The organism is Mucilaginibacter sp. P4_A11 (genome assembly GCF_056402535.1).
Map to the genome: position 1 here is coordinate 720,192 of NZ_JBFUHE010000001.1, position 17,250 is coordinate 737,441.

A 17,250-nucleotide genomic window follows, 5' to 3' on the forward strand; every position below is an offset into this window, starting at 1 on the left:
TTTGAGCTTTATATAAACGTTATTACGGTTGCCCCCCATGAGTAGCCAACACCAAAACCGGCCAAAAGCCATTGATCTGTAGAGGCGGCAGGTTTTTCCTTCATAGCCTCATAAAGCGCTATAGGTACCGATGACGATACTGTGTTCCCCACATTAGCCATATAGATATAGAAGTTTTCAGCAGCTATATCCATTTTTTTACGCAGGTGCTCCAGCATATACCGGTTGGCCTGATGCAGGATAAACTGCCCGATATCGGCTTTGTTTACGCTGTTTTTTTTGAGAGTATTTGTTATCAGGGCAGGGATCTCTTTTGAGGTGAAAGCGAAGATCTCAGGCCCATCCATATGTAAATTACCTGGCGACTGCTCATTGCCATAGCCGTCGTCCATGGTATCAGCGGTTTTTTCGGGATGGCGGATAGCCCCCTGCTTTACCATCAGGTTTTCGGCGCCCTTGCCGTCGGTACCCAGTTCAAATTGGCCAATGGCTGCAAAGCCCTCGGTGCTGATAAGGGTGGCGGCAGCGGCATCGCCAAAGATGGTGCGGTTTCCTTTATCTTTAGGATGTATGAACTTTGAATAAGTTTCGGACGTAAGCAGCAGGATATTGGCCGCAATACCGGCCGCAATCAGGCCTTTGGCTAAAGCAAGTCCGTAAACAAAACCTGAACATCCTAAATTAAAATCAAGAGCGCCAGCTTTAACCGGGATCCCCAGCTTATCCTGTATAATACAGGCTGTTGTGGGCAAAAAATAATCCGGGCTTTGTGTACAATATAATATAAAGTCAATTTTGGCCGGATTGACATTATGTTCGTCAAAAAGTTTTAGTGCCGCAGCTATGGCCATGTCAGATGCGAACTCGTCGCCGGCGGCAATGTGCCGTGTATCGATGCCTATTTTGTTAGCTATTTTTTCAACTCCCCATTCGGGAAATAAGGCCGACAGATCAGCATTGGTTAGTTTATTCCCCGGCAGATAATACGAAATAGCTTTGATAAAGGCTTGCATTTATCGTATTATAAAGCCTCCGTCAACTACCAATGTACTTCCAGTTACCCACTTGCTGGCATCAGATAATAAGTAAACCGCTGCATTGGCAACATCAATGGGCTCACCGTACCCTAAAGGATACTTTTCTTCATCTTTTTTCATCTGCTCTTCCGTAAACGAGGGGTCGTTGATGAGCTCAGTTTTGATCATTCCGGGCGAGATATTATTAACCCTGATTTTTTGAGGGGAGAGCTCGGCAGCTAATACTTTTTGAACACCATTTATGGCCCCTTTTGTAGCGCTGTACATGGCATTACCCGGCGCGCCTATATAGTTGCCGGCTATGGATGATATAAATATTATTGATCCCTTTTTATTTAGCTTTTTAGTTTTTAACAGCTTGGTAATTAAAAAGGTAGCTGAGAAAAAATTTGTTTGAAAAATTGCATCAAAATCAGGCCTGTTTATAAACTTGAATGGCAATGCTTTTATAATGCCTGCCGATAGTACTACGCCATCTAAATTGGGCATTAATTGCGCCAGGTTTTCCAGTTCTTCTTCTACCGCCAAATCGGCAATATATTTTCCGCCGGGTACTTCAAGCTGGTCGAAAGTTTCAGATAGTCTTTGTTCATTTCTGCCGGTGATATAGGTTTCTGCACCCATACCAGATGCGCTTATAGCAATTTGTCTGCCTATGCCGGATGAGGCTCCTGTAACTAAAATTTTTTTACCTTTTAAAGAGAATGGATTATCCATAGTATATTAAATCGGGGATTACCAGGTTAGTAGTAGTGCAGTGCATTGTTGCCCATGACAAGCCTACGCCAAAGCCACACGCAATTATATTATTTTGCCCGTTTCTTAATTCATCGGCGGTTTCAGTAACTATGGTTAAAGGGATACTTGCGCTGCTTGTATTACCAAAATCTTTTAATGAATAGGGTACTTTGTTTTCGGGTAGCTGTAATTTTTTCCTGATGCGTTCATTCATCATCAGGTTGGCCTGGTGAAAATAGAAATGATCAACCGAATCTTTCACTATCTCGAATTTTGTAAGTAGTTGATTGACGGTTTCGGGGGCTTTTGAAATGCCAAACGAAAATACGTCCATACCGTCTAACCATAGCTCAATGTTATTTCGGCTAATACCCTGATCAATCACATGCTCTTGCAATGACGACGCTGAAAAGCGGTTACGGTGCCCCCCGTCGGGTATTATAATCGCTTTATAGCCACTTCCATCACTTGATAGATGAAACTTCATCCCTTCATCTCCTTCGCAATATTCTAATGCAGTTACGGTGCCGGCATCGCCAAACAATGGGTATGTGCTTTTATCTTGTTTTGAACAGGATACCGATGATACATCGCCAACGCAAAGCAGGGCTTTCCTGATCATCCCGCTTTGCATATAACTGGCCAGCGTGCTTAGGCCATAAATATAGCCCGAGCAGCCTAAGGATATATCAATTGTAAAACAATTTTGCGAAAGGCCTAATCTGTGCTGCAACGATGGAGAGGTAGCCGGTACAAGATAATCGGGCGATTGGGTTACCATGATCAACCCTTCAATTTCATCTTTATTCCAGTTTAATTCTTCAATCAGTTTTTCGGCTGCTGCAAAACACATATCAGAGGTACAGATACCCTGGGTTGCCACATGCCGGCGTTCAACACCGGTTGTTTTAATTAACTTATCGATATCCATACTGGGGACATCGGCAATTTCAAGGTTTTCCTCAACATATGCGGGCACACATGCTGATATCCCTTTTATGGCAACATTTTTTATGCTTAAAAATGCCATTTAGGAGTTTGATTTAGTCAACACAATATCATAGATCTCTTGTATTGTTTTGGAGTTTCTGATATCATCACCGGTTAACCTAACTGCGTAGCTATCATCAACCATTGCAATAACCGAAAGGGCTGTCATTGAGCTCCATTCGTCATTTTCTTTAAATAAAGTTTCGGGGCTGAAAGCACTTGTATCTAAATCGTCAAACTGATCAGCAAATTCACTTACAAATTTTTCAATATTCATAGCTTGTGTGTTAGGTTATATTATACTTGTTAAAAATTCATGTTTTCTTTTGGCGCCGTCTTCATCTATGGTAAAATAATAGTTGAGCTCATCTTCGCCGGTTATGCGGGCAAACATTTTATGAAACCGCAGCGCTTTTTTGTTGTCTTTCCTTACATCAAACACGCACCTTTTATTTTTCAATTGGGTGGCTGCAAATTCTGAAAGAAAAAGATCTGATTTTATACTGATAAATTCATCGCATCCGGGTTTTACGATCCAACTGCCGTTTGTGTATGTATCATCTTTTATATCATACACCCTTACAACCCCAACAGGCTCATTATCCTCATTGGCAAATAAAAAATAAAATTCCTGCTGTTTTTCTTCCCGCTTTTTGTATTCCCTGATCCACTCAATTTGCTTTTGCAAATCGTTTTCGGTGGATGAAAGGTACCGGGCATGGACTTTATCGGTTCGCAGGCTTAAAATAAATTCAGCATCGCCTTCTTCAACCAATCTAAATATTAAGCCAAATTTATAAAATGGAAACTGCATTTATAATGATTTGTATTCTTTGAACTGGTTATATTCTCTTAAATAGTCGCCCTCCGTGTATAACATGGAAGCCAGTACAAGGCAAATGGCGCCTGACGAAAAGTTTGAAATATCGCGCCAAATACCGGGCTTAATATGCAGCCCCATGTACGGGCGATTTAGCTGTACTGTTTTTTTATTAATGCCATCGTCTATAGTAATATCAAAGCTCCCGCTGGCTGCTACAATAAATTGTTCCAGTTGTTTATGCCCATGTGCCGCACGTGATTCGCCCCCTGGAATATCATATAGATAATATACCCGTTTAACAGCAAACGGAATATGGATATTGTTTTCAACAGGCGTGATATTTCCAGCCCGGTTGTGGATACGGCGCAGGTGAATGATGTTACAATCAAAAACAGTTGACGACTTACCTTCCATGCTTGCTGCTTATAAAATGATCAAAATCCCTGATATAATCTTTTTCATCATATTTACCGTCGGCCAGGATAAGGGCCAGGGAGTTGGTTGAGAAATTCTCGATTTCGCGCCACATCATTTTAGGCACATACAGCCCGTAATATGATCGGTTAAGACTAAACCGCATTTCTTTTTCGCCATCATGAAGTACTACATCGAAACTGCCGCTTATGGCAACTATAAATTCCTGCAGGTTTAAATAAGCGTGACCGCCCCTCCGTTCTCCGCCCGGCACATCATAGATCCAATAAGTACGCTCAATGTTAAATGGGATATGATTGTTTTCTTCGATAAAGGAAAGGTTCCCTCTATCGTCTAAAAACTTTGGCAATTGTATGATTTGCGGAGCTTCCATATGTTATTATGCCTGGTAACTAACGTTAAAATCAAGTTTAGGGTGGATTACCCCCGGAGCTAATGCGCTGTTACTACCCTTACTTTCATTTTCAACCTCAAACCCTATAAAATCATCAGCACCAAATAACAGGTAGCGTTGATTTTCGCCAAAAATTAACTTGAATGAATAGTTACCGGCATTTAACAAATTTGGTGGGATAGTACATTTAACTGTATACAATCCAGTTTTTGAATTGTTGTTGGTTGATATAAGCACACCGTTATGAAATACCGGGATCTCATCGCTGTTTTTTAATTCAAATGTGGCATCGAGGTTAATACCTGCCTTTTGGTTAAAAAAGGCCATCTCAAAGCTAACACCTGTCGAAATGGAAATGCTGTCGCCGGTAAGCGGGCGGATAATAAATTTAAGCACCCTTATATTTTCATTCCCCGGTGCCGAGCTCAAATCGCCATGATGTTCAAAAGTTGACCGGGTATTGTTATTGGTTTGGTAAAAACTAACTGCTTCAAGCTGGCGGTTTTCATATATCAGTTGTCCGTTGGCGAGCACAATACCCCGGTTACACAATGTTTTAACAGCAGCCATGTTGTGGCTAACAAATAAAACTGTACGCCCTTCGTTTTTGCTCACCTGTCCAATTTTACCGAGGCATTTTTTCTGAAACTCAGCATCGCCAACAGCAAGTACCTCATCCACAATCAAAATTTCGCTTTCAAGGTGCGCTGCTACCGCGAATGCCAGCCGCACATACATACCTGATGAATAACGCTTAACTGGCGTATCGATATACCTCTCAACCCCCGAGAAACTTACGATCTCGTCAAACTTTCGTTTTATCTCGGCCTTGCGCATTCCCAGGATAGCACCATTAAGGTAAATGTTTTCCCGGCCGCTCAGCTCCGGGTGAAAACCGGTGCCTACCTCGAGTAAACTTGCTATCCTGCCCCTTAATTTTACTGAGCCGGTGGTAGGGGAGGTAACGCGGCTTAATATTTTGAGCAGGGTACTTTTGCCTGCTCCGTTACGGCCTATTATACCAACGGCATCGCCCTGTTCAACCTCAAAATTAATATCGTTTAAGCTCCATACCACATCACTTTCGCCTTTGGTGGTACGGTCGTTTACTTCGCCTATTTTTAAAAAAGGATCTTCTTTACCTCGCAAACGGGCAAAAAAGCGTTCCAGGTCGCGGGAGATGGTGCCTGTGCCGAAATCGCCTAACTGGTAGGCTTTTGACAGGTTTTCAACTTTTATTGCCTTGCTCATTATACGGTATCAACAAAAGTTTTTTCAACCTTATTAAATATCACTATGCCCACCAGCAGTATTATAACAGTACTGATGATGCTGTAAGTTAACAATTCCCAGCTAAAACTGCCTTTGCCTAAGCATCCATATCTGAATGTTTCAATTACTGCCGTAATGGGGTTAAATTTAATAAGCCAGCTGTATTTAGGATATTTAGCCTGCGCTACCGATAATGGGTATATCACCGTTGTCGCGTACATTAAAAGCGGTACGCCGAAGCTTACTATGAAAGCAATATCCCTGTATTTTGTGGTAACCGCCGATATGATCATACCGAGACCTAAACCCAATGACGCTATCATGATAATAAGCAATGGCAATAGGAGTGCTGCTATATTGGGAGTTATATGTTCGCCTTTTAAAACAAATATAATGTACAGCGTAATGAAAAGTAAAAACTGCACCGCAAAGCGGATCAAATTGGAAAGTACAATACTTAAGGGCATAATAAGCCTTGGGAAATATACTTTGCCCAGCATGCCGGCATTATCTTTAAAAACAGTTGAGGTTTTGTTCAGGCAGTCGGCAAAATAGTTCCAAATGATGGTGCCGGCAAGATAAAAGAGCGGCTTGGGCAAACCATCAACGGGGATACCTGCCAGGTTACCAAATATCAGGGTATAAAACAGAATGGTGATAACTGGTTGAACAAAGAACCACACCGGCCCTAAAATAGTCTGTTTATAAAAAGAAACAAAATCGCGCCGAACAAGCAATATGAGCAGGTCACGATAGTGCCATACCTCTTTTAGCTTGAGATCAAACAGGCTGCTTTTGGCATTTATTTCAATGTCCCAATGTTCTGGTTGCAGTTCACTCATTTATTAGCTGTTCAAGTTTGGTCATATAATCGTGTTCATTAAAATGGCCTATACATTTTTCCTGTAAACTTTTGCGGGTATCGGCAGCTATGTGCTTTTGCAAATGCCTGGTTATAGCATTGTTAAGTTCGGTGAGATTATCGGGATCAATAACTTCTCCTAATTCGCCATTTCGGACGGCATCAACGCTTCCATCGGCATTGCCGCAAATAACAGGCAAACCACAGGCAAGGGCTTCAATAAATACAATGCCAAACCCTTCTTTTTTGCTTGGTAAAACAAACAGGTCGGCCATCAGAAAGTGGTCGGTAAGTTCAGCTTCGTCAATAAAGCCTGTTAAAATTACATGGTCGCCTACTTCATGGTCCGCAATTAATTTTTTTATGCGGATGTGTTCCTGGTCATCATATTTACCCGAAAGCACATATTTTATTTGCGGGAATTTTGATTTCAGACTGCCCAGCACACTAATTACCTGGTCATACCCTTTGTATTGCTCGGTAGATGCCAGGCGGGTTAAGGAAAATACAATAAAATCATTATCGTTTAAGCCATAACGATGTAGCAGGTTTTGTGGTTTTGCAAATGTATCGGGTAAGCGCATAAAAGGGTCGATGGCATTATTCAGTACAATGCATTTATCTGCATTTATGTTATGCCTGCTTATCATTTGCTGTTTGGTGTAATTGCTTACGCAAATCACGCTGTCGCAGCGTTTAAGCATCAGGCGTTTGAAAAACGAAAGTGGACGCCAAACCTCAATACCATGGGCTACAAGCCATAACCGGCATTTAGGATTAACCAGTTTAATGATAAGGCCAATTATGGCCAGGTTAATATGGCTTAATATAGCAACATCGGGCTTTGCAGAGTTACTGAAAGTTTTTAAAACGAAATTTACCCGGTGTATGCCGAACCCCTTAAAATTTACTGCCGGTAAATATTGCTCTATCAGGTCATCCTGTTTGTCATAAGCCGACCAAAGTTCAAAGTTCCAATCATTATTTGCGGCAGCCCGGTGTAAAGAATGCCCGAGGGTGCGCGTCATTTTTTGAATGCCACCTGTAGTGCTAAAAGTTTGTAAAGTAAAAAGAATTACGTTTTTACTCATTATGCTGAACCAGGTGCAAAGCAAAAGCCTTTGACCAATGAATGTTATTACTCTTAAATTGCTTTATAATATTTTGTACCGCCTTGCCTTTGTAATTATCGATGCTGCCTATTTGACTATGCCCATTCATCCATTTTTGTAAAGGGAAAGTAAAACCCATTTTAGGCCTGTCCCAAATTTCGCGTGGTAGCAGGTTGCTGAAGCTATCTATGAGGATTTTTTTTGGCTGGGTTTTATTAAACCTTATGCCCGGTACAATGCTTCGCACTGTTTGGCTAAAGTCTTCATCTAAAAATGGTACCCTAACTTCAAGGCCATGGCTCATACCCATTACGTCGGTATCCCTAAGCAATTGGTTTTGCATGTAAAAATGTGTTTCGAACCATGCGGCGTGTTCATAATCATAACCGGATGGCGCGGGAGCCGGGGTTGAGCCGAACAACACGTCATTAATATGATCTACACCGGTATCCAGTAAAGCAGAAATGTCTGCTACCGGAAAAAAGCCCCGTAATGCCATATAATCAGCAGCAGGATGGTCAATAGCCAGGCTTGTTAGCCGTTTATAATGATCGGGCAAAAGATGACCTGATATTTTAAGCAGCCATGACGGTAGTTTACGCAGGTAGCCAAGATATTTGATGCGGTTAAATGATGGGTAACCACCAAAAAGCTCATCGGCGCCCACGCCAGATAATACAGCCTTCAATCCATCGTCATGCGCATATTTACTTATAAACCAGCTATTGATACCGTCGGTAGTGGGCATATCCATAGCGTTTATGATTTGCGGAAAGCATGCTTCAAAATCTGATTGTTTTACCAGGTGCGAGAAGTTTTGCGCATCTATTTTATTGTTGATGATGTTTTGATAGCTGCTTTCGTCATAGCTTTTATCATAAAAAAATATAGAAATTGTTTTAAGCTGTTCTTTTTTTTGCTGGTCGGCCAGCAGTGTGATCAGGCTTGAATCAATACCTCCGCTTAAAAATACGCCGATGGGTGCATCAGCAATCAGCTGCCTGTTTACGCTCTGGCTTAGGGCATCATGGATCAACCGGTACGCTTGGTTTTCGTCGGTCACTACATTCTGCAAGCCATCAACCTGGTATTTGTTTAAAGTATAGCCGGCGTTTTGGTTGTTCCAGCATAAAAAATGCCCTTTGGGCAGGCAGGATACATTTTTTAGCGTAGTATATGGTTCAGGGATATGGCCAAATGCCAGCAGCCTTACTGGCCAGTTGGCATCCCTTTCAGTAACCAGTCCCGATTCTTTAAATGCCCGTACTTCGGAAGCAAAACTCAATTCGCCGTTCGAGGCCGAATAATACAGCGGTTTTATACCCGCGGTATCGCGCACCAGATAAGTAAGGGCTTTGTTAATATCGTACAAGGCAAAAGCAAACATTCCCCTCAACCTTGCAAACGCCTGGGTACCCCAGTTGAGATAGGCCTGGAGAATTACTTCGGTATCGGTGCCAGATTTAAATTGCGCGCCTGATCGTAGTAATTCCTGTTTCAGTTCAGGGTAGTTGTAGATCTCGCCATTGAAAGTGATCCAGGCGTTTTGCCCCACATCCACCATAGGCTGGTGGCCGTTGCTGCTTAGGTCAATGATAGATAACCTGCGGTGGCCGAAGGCAAGGTGGGCTTCTTCATCCTCAAATATTCCCCCATCATCGGGCCCGCCGTGTTGCAATGCATCGCACATCAATTTCACCTTGTTCCTGATCTCGTTTGGAGACCGTTTTTCAGAAACGATTCCTGCTATACGGCACATTGTTCATTAAATTTCATAGCTTCGCCCCGTAAGTTACATTTATTGTTTGTAACTTATTAATTATTAGCGACTTATGTTGCATGGCATAAGCCGGATATTTAGTGGATTTCGGACGCAAATAATGAAATATTATCTGTCGCTCAAAACACTTCCTTTTATTTTAAAACCGCTCAATGAGCGATGCAGCAACGTTAACAATAATGGAATAACCAATGCTTTCCAGGCGTAATATCAGTTGTTTTTGTGATCTGAGCGATACAATTTCGCCCGTCATCCCTTTTAAAGCGCCAGCCCTGATCTTGATCTTTTCGCCCGGTTGCAGGTCCTCTTCGGTTATCTCCAATTCATACGGGCTTGCCATGAGTAATTTAAGTTCATGGATCTGTTTATCGGGCATAACGGCGGGCTTGCCCGAAAAATAAAGGAACCGCGAAATCCCCTTGGTCATTAATACTTCGGCCTGCTCTTGTTCGGCAATATGTACAAACAGGTACGATTTTAAAAACGGTTCCTCAACCCATTTCCTGCGGTCGCTCCATTGTTTAAGCTGACGGTGCAGGGGCAGGTAAACATTAATGCCTTTGCTCATTAATGCTTCATACGCTTTTTTTTCGGCTCGTGGGTTGGTGTAAACCGGGTACCATTTGTTTACTGCCATATTAATTTTAGTAACAATCCTTTTAAATAAACTTGTTTATTTAAACCATCGTTTTAAATTCCACCATTTTTTCTTTTCATCGTCAAGGTAATAGCCCGAACCTTCATAGCCGCTGTAGTCTGAATAATAGTAATAGCGTGAGCCTGCATTTTCGCCGGTAAACTTGGTGGTGTAATATCTTGAATGCAGCAAATCTTCTTCAAAGGCATTTAAAACTATTACTGTATTATCCAGGTGATATTCCTGTGCAATGCGTTGCGGCACTGTTGCGGCATAATATTTTGATTTGCCCGACCGGATCACGAAAACATTGATATCACTTACCCTAATAAGCGGTATAGCATCTGATACCAGGCCAATCGGCGCGGTATCAATCATCACTACATCGTACTTTGTTTTAAGTGTTTCAATTAAAAGGCCCATTCTTTTACTGTGCAATAGCTCTGACGGGTTGGGCGGTACCGGGCCCGAAACTATAAAATCGAGGTTTTCCTGATCGGAATGATGAATGATATCATCAATTTCTGTTTGGTGGGCCAGGTAATTGGTTAAGCCAATATCGTTGGCTACATGAAACGTTTTGTGCAATCTTGAACGTCGTAAATCGGCCCCTATTAGTATTACCTTTTTGTCAATAAGAGATAGTGTACTTGATAAATTTACAGCTACAAAAGATTTGCCTTCACCCGCGACCTCCGAGGTTATACAAATGACCTTGCTTGCTTTCTCTGACGAAAGGAAGCTGAGGTTGGTACGTACGGAACGAACCGATTCGGCAAAAATTGATTTGGGCTTGCTGATAGCCAGGATCTGTTCGCTGCTTTCATCAAGTGCATCAGGAAATCTTCTGATAACACCCAGTATAGGTATGCTGGTAAGGCTTTCAATAGTTTCCTTATCATAAATATAGGGGTTTAGTACCCTGATAAGTATGATAAGGCCTAAGCCTATAGCCAGCCCTAAAATAGTTGCTGTGCGGTGGATGCTATGTTCATTGGGTGAAACCGGGTTAAAGTTTGGCTGTGCCAGCTCAATAATAGTTGCGCCCGGTAAGATCCCTGCACGGCTGATCTGGGCTTCCAGCTTTTTTTCGGATAGAAAGGAGTATACCTTGTCATTAATGTCAAAGTCACGCTGCAGGCTCACCATATCGCGTTGGGCAGCAGGAAGGGCTGCTATAGTTGAGTTAACCTGCCCGAGCTGACTATCAAGATATTGGATGTTTTTTTCAATTCCGGACCGGATCTGTTTTATATTGTTTAAAGCAGTGGTTTTAATTTGAATAATGCTTTGATTAATATTTTGGATAGGCTGCGAATCGGGATTATAAGTAGTTAGTAAACTGGCCCGCTCGGTGATCAGGTTGTCCAGGCGGGCTACCAGAGTCTCTAACGACGGAAGATTGGCGCTGCCAACATTAAAGTTTAAGGTTACGTTGTTTTTTTCCTTAGCTATTTGACTACTAAGCTGGTCGAGCGCTATTAGTTGTATTTTTAATAATGATTTGTTTGATTCAAGCTCGGCTGCTTTGGTTGCCGATGTGGTTGAGGCCGATGCTACATCAAGGATCTTAGATTTTTTCTTGTATTTTTCTATTGAGCTTTCAGAACCTTTTACTTCTGTTGACAGATAATCCAGCTGGCTGTCAATAAAGTCGATCATTTGTGAGGCCGACTGGGCTTTTTGGTTCCGGTCAAAAATCACATATTCATTCATGATGGCATTGAGTACATCAGCAGCAAATTGAGGATTTGAATCTGTTTGCTGAATGGCAATTATATTTGAGTTTTTTGCTGTTTCACCCGCGTATAAATTACCTTGTACCCGGCCAACAAAATCTTCGGGAGTATTGAACTTAAACAAATAAATTGTTTTGGACGGAATTACGCCCGGGTATTTTATCCGGAAACTGGTATTGCCTATAGTTACAAGGCTTCCATAATTGTAGTTGTTTTGGTTCTCCTTACCATTGATGTTATAGGTAAGATTGAAGGTTTGTGGGTTAACCGGTTTAAAAGTTATCAGGCTACGGAAAAAGTTAAGGCTATCAAACTTTACCAGGCCAATATCAAGCGGTTTTTGCGGATAGGTCTCGGAGGTACGCACCCGGCCCGAAATATAAAAACTGATGCGATAGTCAAGATCTTTTATTGCCGTAAGAATGAGGGTACGGCTGGTTAACACCGAAGTAATGCTTTGAATTTTTGACGGCCCGCGTTCGGGCGTGGTCATCACACTAATGATGTCAGAGATCTCTGATTTTTTTTCCTCTACTTTTAAAGTACCACCTGTGGCATATGTTTTAGGGGTATACCACAAATAGGTGTAGGAGATAGCCGAAGTAATAGCAACTGATGCCAATATCCAATACCAACGGCTGAATAGTATCTTGCCTATCTTAAAATAATCAATTTCCTGGTTGGGCAGCTTTCTTTGTACTTTTTCTAACTCTTCCATTTACCGATGAGAAAGCGTAAAAATAATTAAAGCAGTATTGAGCAGTAATAACACAGGCTGGGTTATTACCGACAAGTTCTGCAATTTATCGTTGCGTACAGCGCGTTTGTTTTGTGCTATATAAATAACATCACCGCTTTGAAGTACGGCCCGGGGATCATTAATTGATTGGATATCCCGGAGGTTAATTTCTGTAACCTGTGGGTTTTTCTGGTCGCCCCGTATTATTTTTACATTTGCTTCATTAGCCTTATCTGTAAGGCCGCCGGCTTCACCAATCAATTCAACCAAAGTGGTCCTGTCTTTTGTTAATGTATAATTTCCCTGTCCTTTTATCTCGCCAAGTATGGTTACCTTAAGGTTAACTATCTTTAGTTCAATGATGGGGTCTTTTAGCAGATTTTTACGATAAAGCTCCTCAATTTGTTTTGCTGCTTGGGGGCGGGTAAGACCGGCAACTTTTATGTGGCCAATAGCTGGCAGGGCAACGGTACCGTCGTCATCAACCTGGAAGGTTTGCCCGGTATTGCCGCTTCCGCTTCCACCGCCGCCAGCGTTAGATGGAGTTTCATCAACTATATACTTAATGCTTTGCAGGTTTCTGATCTGTAGTATATCCTGAGCTTTGATGCGGTATGGGCCGGTGGTAACATCGCTTCCTTTTGACGCGGTATCAGTAATGTTTTTTTGTTCAAAAAGATATTGATATTGTTTGCTTGAGCAGGAGGTTAGTAAAAAAAGGATCCCGATAATCAGGCAAGAAGGTATATAATTGCGCATGTTCAGCTATAAAGTTCCACGTTATATTTAATATAATTAGGCCTCAAGGTCAAAATTACATAATTTCGGCTATTAATACGTTGTATTTTTCCCAAAGTTGCAAGGTTGAAGATATCAGTTATCACTATCGTTTATAATGCCCGGGATACCATTAAAAAATGTATCGAATCTGTCATCAGCCAGAACTACAGTAACATTGAGTATATTGTAATTGATGGCGGCTCGGTTGATGGCTCTCTGCAAATAATTGACCAGTACAAATCGCACATCAAAGTTTTAGTATCCGAACCGGATCAGGGCATTTATGATGCCATGAATAAGGGAATCCGTTTGTCAACAGGCGAAATTGTGGGGATGCTTAATGCCGATGATTTTTTTGTAGATCAGGAAGTTATATCAGCAGTGGCTCAGGCCTTTTCAAACAGCGATGCCGGGATCGTTTACGGAAACCTTGATTATATAAATGCTGCAGGAAAAATTATCCGTAAATGGGAAAGTCACACCTGTGGAAAAAATTCCTTTCAATGGGGTTTTATGCCCCCGCACCCTACCTTCTATTGTAAACGTAATTTGTTTGAAAAATATGGTTTTTATAGCCTTGAATATGGTTCTGCAGCTGATTACGAATTCATGGCAAGACTTATGCATAAGTGGCAGGTAGGGAGCTTGCATCTTAACAAGGTTATGGTTAAAATGCAGGTTGGTGGGGTGAGTAACAGTAATTTAACAAACCGGGTTAAGGCATGGTCGTTTGATTTGAAAGCAATGCGTGAAAATAATTTTTTTTTACCTGCTTTAACAATTTTGCTGAAACCCCTGAGAAAGATTTTTCAATTTCTTTAATTTTTAGTTAACCTTTTATGGCGGTAGCCGTATAAACCTTTATAAATGAACAGGCAGATAACTAACACATTTATAGCATATGCTTGAATTTCTACGCTCTTATCATTTTGTTTATAATTTGCTGATTGTTGTATTTTCAACCCTGGTAACGTCACTTTGTATTCCCTCCATTTTACATGTTGCACGTGCCCGCCATTTATATGATGATGTTGGCCATTTCAGGAAACAGCACGACCATGGTATCCCACGTTTAGGTGGTGTAGCTATTTTTGTAAGCTTTACTATTACTGCTTTGTTATTTAGTATTATTGATAAATCGCTGCCTATCAGCTATCTTCTTACTGCGTGTATTATTTTATTTGCAATGGGTTTAAAGGACGACCTTTCGGGGGTTAATTCCAGTACTAAATTCATGATCCAGTTTGTGGTGGCCGCCATACTCGTTATCCCCGGAGATATCCGGATCAGCAGTATGTACGGGGTTTTTGATATTTCGGCTCTGCCGTATATCCCCAGCGTAATATTGTCAATACTGGTTATTATGCTTATCATCAATTCGTTTAACCTTATTGACGGTATTGATGGCCTTGCAGCAACCACTGGCATCATTGCCAATAGTACCTTCGCGGCACTTTTTATTTATATGAAACAGTATGAGCTTGCAGCAATTTCGCTTGCTATGGTTGGAGCTGTAGTCGGTTTTTTACGTTTTAACATAACCCCTGCTAAAATATTTATGGGCGATACAGGCGCTCTGCTCATTGGCCTGGTATCGGCAGTAATGGCTATTAAATTTATTGAGTTAAGTAAAGTTTCGACTGTTAAAATGCCATTCATATATACAGCCCCGGCACTTATTGTAGCAATACTCATAGGCCCTGTTTTTGATACGCTCAGGGTTTTCACCATCCGTATTTTAAACGGAAAATCCCCTTTCGATGCCGACAGGAACCATATTCACCATCGTATGTTAAAAATGGGCTTAACACATTTACAAACTACCCTTGTTTTGGCCTGCCTTAATCTTGTTTCCATAGTAATGGTACTGGTATTTAGTAGTTTAAATAATTCTTGGCTTATTGTCCTTATATTTTTGCTGTCGATATCATTTAACGGGATGATCACTTATTTTATCCGGTCAAAAAAGCGCGAAGCCATGGTAGTCCGCAATTTTGGCGATTGATAACCAATTGTAACCTGCAGGTAGTAATAAAGTAAATCAACAAATTAACCATCCATCTTCATTAACTTTGATGCTTTATTTCAGCATACAATGAAGATAGCTATAAATGGGTTTGGCCGCATTGGCCGCATATTTTTAAGGAATATTTTATCGCATCCCGAAATACAGGTGGTAGCTATAAATGACCTTACCGACACGCAAACCCTTGCGCATTTATTTAAGTATGACTCTGTTCACCGCGGTTTTAAAGGCACTGTGGATTTTGATGATAACAGCCTTGCTATAAACGGCAACCGCATACATGTATTTGCTGAACGCGATCCGCTTAGACTGCCCTGGAAGGCCCTCGATATTGATATTGTAATAGAATCAACTGGTAAATTTACCTCAATGCAAGGTGCCGAAGCTCATTTAACGGCCGGCGCACGGCAGGTTATTATATCGGCACCATCAGCCGACAAGAATGTTCCAACGGTTGTACTTGCTGTGAATGACGGGCAGGTTGACCTGCAATCTCCTATATTATCAAATGCATCATGCACAACTAATAATGTTGCCGCAATGGTGAAAATACTGGACGAAAACTGGGGCATCATTGATGGCTATATTACCACCGTACATTCCATGACCGGCGATCAGAACCTGCATGACGCTCCTCATAAAGACCTGAGACGGGCAAGGGCTGCATCGGCTTCAATTATACCAACCACCACAGGTGCCGCCAAGGCTATTACCAATATATTTCCGCATTTGGAAGGCCGGCTGGGTGGTGCGGGGATCCGTGTGCCGGTACTTAACGGCTCATTAACAGATTTTACCTGCAGCCTTAAAAAGCAGCCCACCATAGCCCAAATTAATGAAGCTTTTAAGCAAGCTGCCGATGGGCCTATGAAAAATGTATTGGAATATACTGAAGATCCTATTGTATCAACCGATATATTGGATAACCCGCATAGCTGCATTTTTGACGCGCAGCTAACGTCCATAGTGGGCGGGCTTGTAAAAGTTGTTGGCTGGTATGATAATGAGATGGGGTACAGCAGCAGGTTGGCTGACCTGGTTATTCAGATTGCCGAACTAAAAAAACAGCCGGCCTAAGCCGGCTGCACAAATTATTTTCTATATACCACATTAGCAGTGGCCGACGTCGTGTCTGTATTTTTGCCGTTAGTATAATAATATGTCGAAAAGCTGATCACATCCTTAGTTAGTGTTAAAATCTGGTTTTGAGATTCAACTGCAAGATCATGCTGTTTATATGCTTTTGAAAATGTTATAGCCCGCTCAAGCACCAGCTTAGTAAATTGTTTACCATCAATTGTTAACGTTGAGGCCGATTTGATAACCACATTGTTCAGGTTGTCATCAAGATAGTTGGTCGCTACCTGTTTATCTTTATTAATAGTTGTAAAATCAAACTTAGCCAAACCTGATTTTGAAAAATCTTCTTTAAAATGCACAGCCGATGATTTTTGATAGTCAGCTGAATTTAAGATCAAATTAGCAGTTTCGGTATAATTTAAATAAAGCGTGTCGTTGCTTACCCTGGTGTATACAACCTGGTCGGGAATATCAAGTTTTACCGAAGCTGTTGTTGTGCCGGTGCTTGTATCTGTATTTGTGCCAGTATTGGTACCCGTGTTTGTACCATTGTTTCCTTTCATTATTTCAGAAACTATATCTGTTTTTTTACAACTGAAAAGTGTGGTTGCGATAAGTATGCAGGTAAAGATTTTTTTCATTTTTATATTCTGTGTTTCTACTCTTTTGGCAACAACTGTGCCTTACTCCTTATATGTTTAATAGTAAGTAATAGGCAAACCCTTTTAATTGGGAGTTAGGGCAGGCAGGTTGCTTAACGAAACATTAACCAGTGGTTATTAATTTGATGGGATTAAAATTCCCCA

At 41.4% G+C, this 17,250-nt stretch carries 18 protein-coding genes; 3 read left to right on the forward strand and 15 right to left on the reverse strand.

The genetic code is table 11. The features are described 5' to 3' along the window. Positions 1 to 8: 8 nt before the first annotated feature. From AC1DUD_RS03260 to AC1DUD_RS03325, 14 genes are all read right to left on the reverse strand, one after another. Positions 9 to 1,013 carry a ketoacyl-ACP synthase III gene (locus tag AC1DUD_RS03260; protein ID WP_477371554.1) on the reverse strand — a complete coding sequence of 335 codons (1,005 nt, stop codon included), beginning with the start codon at positions 1,011 to 1,013 and terminating at the stop codon, positions 9 to 11. Next, positions 1,014 to 1,754 (reverse strand): SDR family NAD(P)-dependent oxidoreductase, encoded by a 741-nt coding sequence (locus tag AC1DUD_RS03265; RefSeq protein WP_477371557.1) that lies wholly within the window; start codon positions 1,752 to 1,754, stop codon positions 1,014 to 1,016. Continuing rightward, positions 1,747 to 2,805, reverse strand: coding sequence for a ketoacyl-ACP synthase III (locus tag AC1DUD_RS03270; RefSeq protein ID WP_477371559.1), 1,059 nt, complete (start codon positions 2,803 to 2,805; stop codon positions 1,747 to 1,749). Before AC1DUD_RS03270 ends, AC1DUD_RS03265 begins: the two co-directional genes overlap by 8 nt. Then, entirely contained in the window at positions 2,806 to 3,042 is a 237-nt protein-coding gene (locus tag AC1DUD_RS03275) for an acyl carrier protein (RefSeq protein ID WP_477371561.1), read from the reverse strand. Between the two features lie 15 nt (positions 3,043 to 3,057). Next, positions 3,058 to 3,579 (reverse strand): GNAT family N-acetyltransferase, encoded by a 522-nt coding sequence (locus AC1DUD_RS03280; protein WP_477371563.1) that lies wholly within the window; start codon positions 3,577 to 3,579, stop codon positions 3,058 to 3,060. Continuing rightward, positions 3,580 to 4,002: a sugar 3,4-ketoisomerase gene (locus tag AC1DUD_RS03285; protein ID WP_477371565.1), complete on the reverse strand. Its 423-nt coding sequence runs from the start codon at positions 4,000 to 4,002 to the stop codon at positions 3,580 to 3,582. After that, positions 3,992 to 4,396 (reverse strand): sugar 3,4-ketoisomerase, encoded by a 405-nt coding sequence (locus AC1DUD_RS03290; RefSeq protein ID WP_477371567.1) that lies wholly within the window; start codon positions 4,394 to 4,396, stop codon positions 3,992 to 3,994. The genes AC1DUD_RS03285 and AC1DUD_RS03290 overlap by 11 nt, the downstream gene beginning before the upstream one ends. 6 nt (positions 4,397 to 4,402) lie before the next feature. Continuing rightward, positions 4,403 to 5,668, reverse strand: coding sequence for an ABC transporter ATP-binding protein (locus tag AC1DUD_RS03295; RefSeq protein ID WP_477371570.1), 1,266 nt, complete (start codon positions 5,666 to 5,668; stop codon positions 4,403 to 4,405). Then, on the reverse strand, positions 5,668 to 6,531 hold the full coding sequence (locus AC1DUD_RS03300; protein ID WP_477371572.1) for an ABC transporter permease: 864 nt from the start codon (positions 6,529 to 6,531) through the stop codon (positions 5,668 to 5,670). The genes AC1DUD_RS03295 and AC1DUD_RS03300 overlap by 1 nt, the downstream gene beginning before the upstream one ends. Continuing rightward, complete coding sequence (locus AC1DUD_RS03305; RefSeq protein WP_477371575.1) at positions 6,524 to 7,642, reverse strand: glycosyltransferase family 4 protein; 1,119 nt, start codon at positions 7,640 to 7,642, stop codon at positions 6,524 to 6,526. Before AC1DUD_RS03305 ends, AC1DUD_RS03300 begins: the two co-directional genes overlap by 8 nt. Further along, positions 7,635 to 9,422: an asparagine synthase (glutamine-hydrolyzing) gene (asnB, locus tag AC1DUD_RS03310; RefSeq protein ID WP_477371577.1), complete on the reverse strand. Its 1,788-nt coding sequence runs from the start codon at positions 9,420 to 9,422 to the stop codon at positions 7,635 to 7,637. Before asnB ends, AC1DUD_RS03305 begins: the two co-directional genes overlap by 8 nt. Before the next feature lie 160 nt (positions 9,423 to 9,582). After that, complete coding sequence (locus AC1DUD_RS03315; protein WP_477371579.1) at positions 9,583 to 10,080, reverse strand: UpxY family transcription antiterminator; 498 nt, start codon at positions 10,078 to 10,080, stop codon at positions 9,583 to 9,585. A gap of 36 nt (positions 10,081 to 10,116) precedes the next feature. Then, positions 10,117 to 12,537 carry a GumC family protein gene (locus tag AC1DUD_RS03320; protein ID WP_477371581.1) on the reverse strand — a complete coding sequence of 807 codons (2,421 nt, stop codon included), beginning with the start codon at positions 12,535 to 12,537 and terminating at the stop codon, positions 10,117 to 10,119. Beyond that, positions 12,538 to 13,317 carry a polysaccharide biosynthesis/export family protein gene (locus AC1DUD_RS03325; RefSeq protein WP_477371583.1) on the reverse strand — a complete coding sequence of 260 codons (780 nt, stop codon included), beginning with the start codon at positions 13,315 to 13,317 and terminating at the stop codon, positions 12,538 to 12,540. Positions 13,318 to 13,422: 105 nt separating this feature from the next. Between AC1DUD_RS03325 and AC1DUD_RS03330 the strand changes: the two genes are divergently transcribed. The 3 genes from AC1DUD_RS03330 (at position 13,423) to gap (ending at position 16,441) form a co-directional block, all read left to right on the forward strand. Then, positions 13,423 to 14,160, forward strand: a complete 738-nt coding sequence (locus tag AC1DUD_RS03330; RefSeq protein ID WP_477371585.1) for a glycosyltransferase family 2 protein — start codon at positions 13,423 to 13,425, stop codon at positions 14,158 to 14,160. Between the two features lie 79 nt (positions 14,161 to 14,239). Next, positions 14,240 to 15,343, forward strand: a complete 1,104-nt coding sequence (locus AC1DUD_RS03335; protein WP_477371587.1) for an MraY family glycosyltransferase — start codon at positions 14,240 to 14,242, stop codon at positions 15,341 to 15,343. A 90-nt stretch (positions 15,344 to 15,433) separates the two neighbouring features. Further along, complete coding sequence (gap, locus tag AC1DUD_RS03340; RefSeq protein WP_477371590.1) at positions 15,434 to 16,441, forward strand: type I glyceraldehyde-3-phosphate dehydrogenase; 1,008 nt, start codon at positions 15,434 to 15,436, stop codon at positions 16,439 to 16,441. A gap of 14 nt (positions 16,442 to 16,455) precedes the next feature. Here gap and AC1DUD_RS03345 read toward each other — a convergent pair whose 3' ends face one another. Further along, entirely contained in the window at positions 16,456 to 17,085 is a 630-nt protein-coding gene (locus tag AC1DUD_RS03345) for a hypothetical protein (protein WP_477371592.1), read from the reverse strand. Between the last annotated feature and the right edge of the window lie 165 nt (positions 17,086 to 17,250).

Coding starts and splice junctions, on each gene's coding strand:
- AC1DUD_RS03260 (WP_477371554.1), bottom strand. CDS start 1,013: ATGCAAGCCTTTATCAAAGCTATTTCGTATTATCTGCCGGGGAATAAA.
- AC1DUD_RS03265 (WP_477371557.1), bottom strand. CDS start 1,754: ATGGATAATCCATTCTCTTTAAAAGGTAAAAAAATTTTAGTTACAGGA.
- AC1DUD_RS03270 (WP_477371559.1), bottom strand. CDS start 2,805: ATGGCATTTTTAAGCATAAAAAATGTTGCCATAAAAGGGATATCAGCA.
- AC1DUD_RS03275 (WP_477371561.1), bottom strand. CDS start 3,042: ATGAATATTGAAAAATTTGTAAGTGAATTTGCTGATCAGTTTGACGAT.
- AC1DUD_RS03280 (WP_477371563.1), bottom strand. CDS start 3,579: ATGCAGTTTCCATTTTATAAATTTGGCTTAATATTTAGATTGGTTGAA.
- AC1DUD_RS03285 (WP_477371565.1), bottom strand. CDS start 4,002: ATGGAAGGTAAGTCGTCAACTGTTTTTGATTGTAACATCATTCACCTG.
- AC1DUD_RS03290 (WP_477371567.1), bottom strand. CDS start 4,396: ATGGAAGCTCCGCAAATCATACAATTGCCAAAGTTTTTAGACGATAGA.
- AC1DUD_RS03295 (WP_477371570.1), bottom strand. CDS start 5,668: ATGAGCAAGGCAATAAAAGTTGAAAACCTGTCAAAAGCCTACCAGTTA.
- AC1DUD_RS03300 (WP_477371572.1), bottom strand. CDS start 6,531: ATGAGTGAACTGCAACCAGAACATTGGGACATTGAAATAAATGCCAAA.
- AC1DUD_RS03305 (WP_477371575.1), bottom strand. CDS start 7,642: ATGAGTAAAAACGTAATTCTTTTTACTTTACAAACTTTTAGCACTACA.
- asnB (WP_477371577.1), bottom strand. CDS start 9,422: ATGTGCCGTATAGCAGGAATCGTTTCTGAAAAACGGTCTCCAAACGAG.
- AC1DUD_RS03315 (WP_477371579.1), bottom strand. CDS start 10,080: ATGGCAGTAAACAAATGGTACCCGGTTTACACCAACCCACGAGCCGAA.
- AC1DUD_RS03320 (WP_477371581.1), bottom strand. CDS start 12,537: ATGGAAGAGTTAGAAAAAGTACAAAGAAAGCTGCCCAACCAGGAAATT.
- AC1DUD_RS03325 (WP_477371583.1), bottom strand. CDS start 13,317: ATGCGCAATTATATACCTTCTTGCCTGATTATCGGGATCCTTTTTTTA.
- AC1DUD_RS03335 (WP_477371587.1), top strand. CDS start 14,240: ATGCTTGAATTTCTACGCTCTTATCATTTTGTTTATAATTTGCTGATT.
- gap (WP_477371590.1), top strand. CDS start 15,434: ATGAAGATAGCTATAAATGGGTTTGGCCGCATTGGCCGCATATTTTTA.
- AC1DUD_RS03345 (WP_477371592.1), bottom strand. CDS start 17,085: ATGAAAAAAATCTTTACCTGCATACTTATCGCAACCACACTTTTCAGT.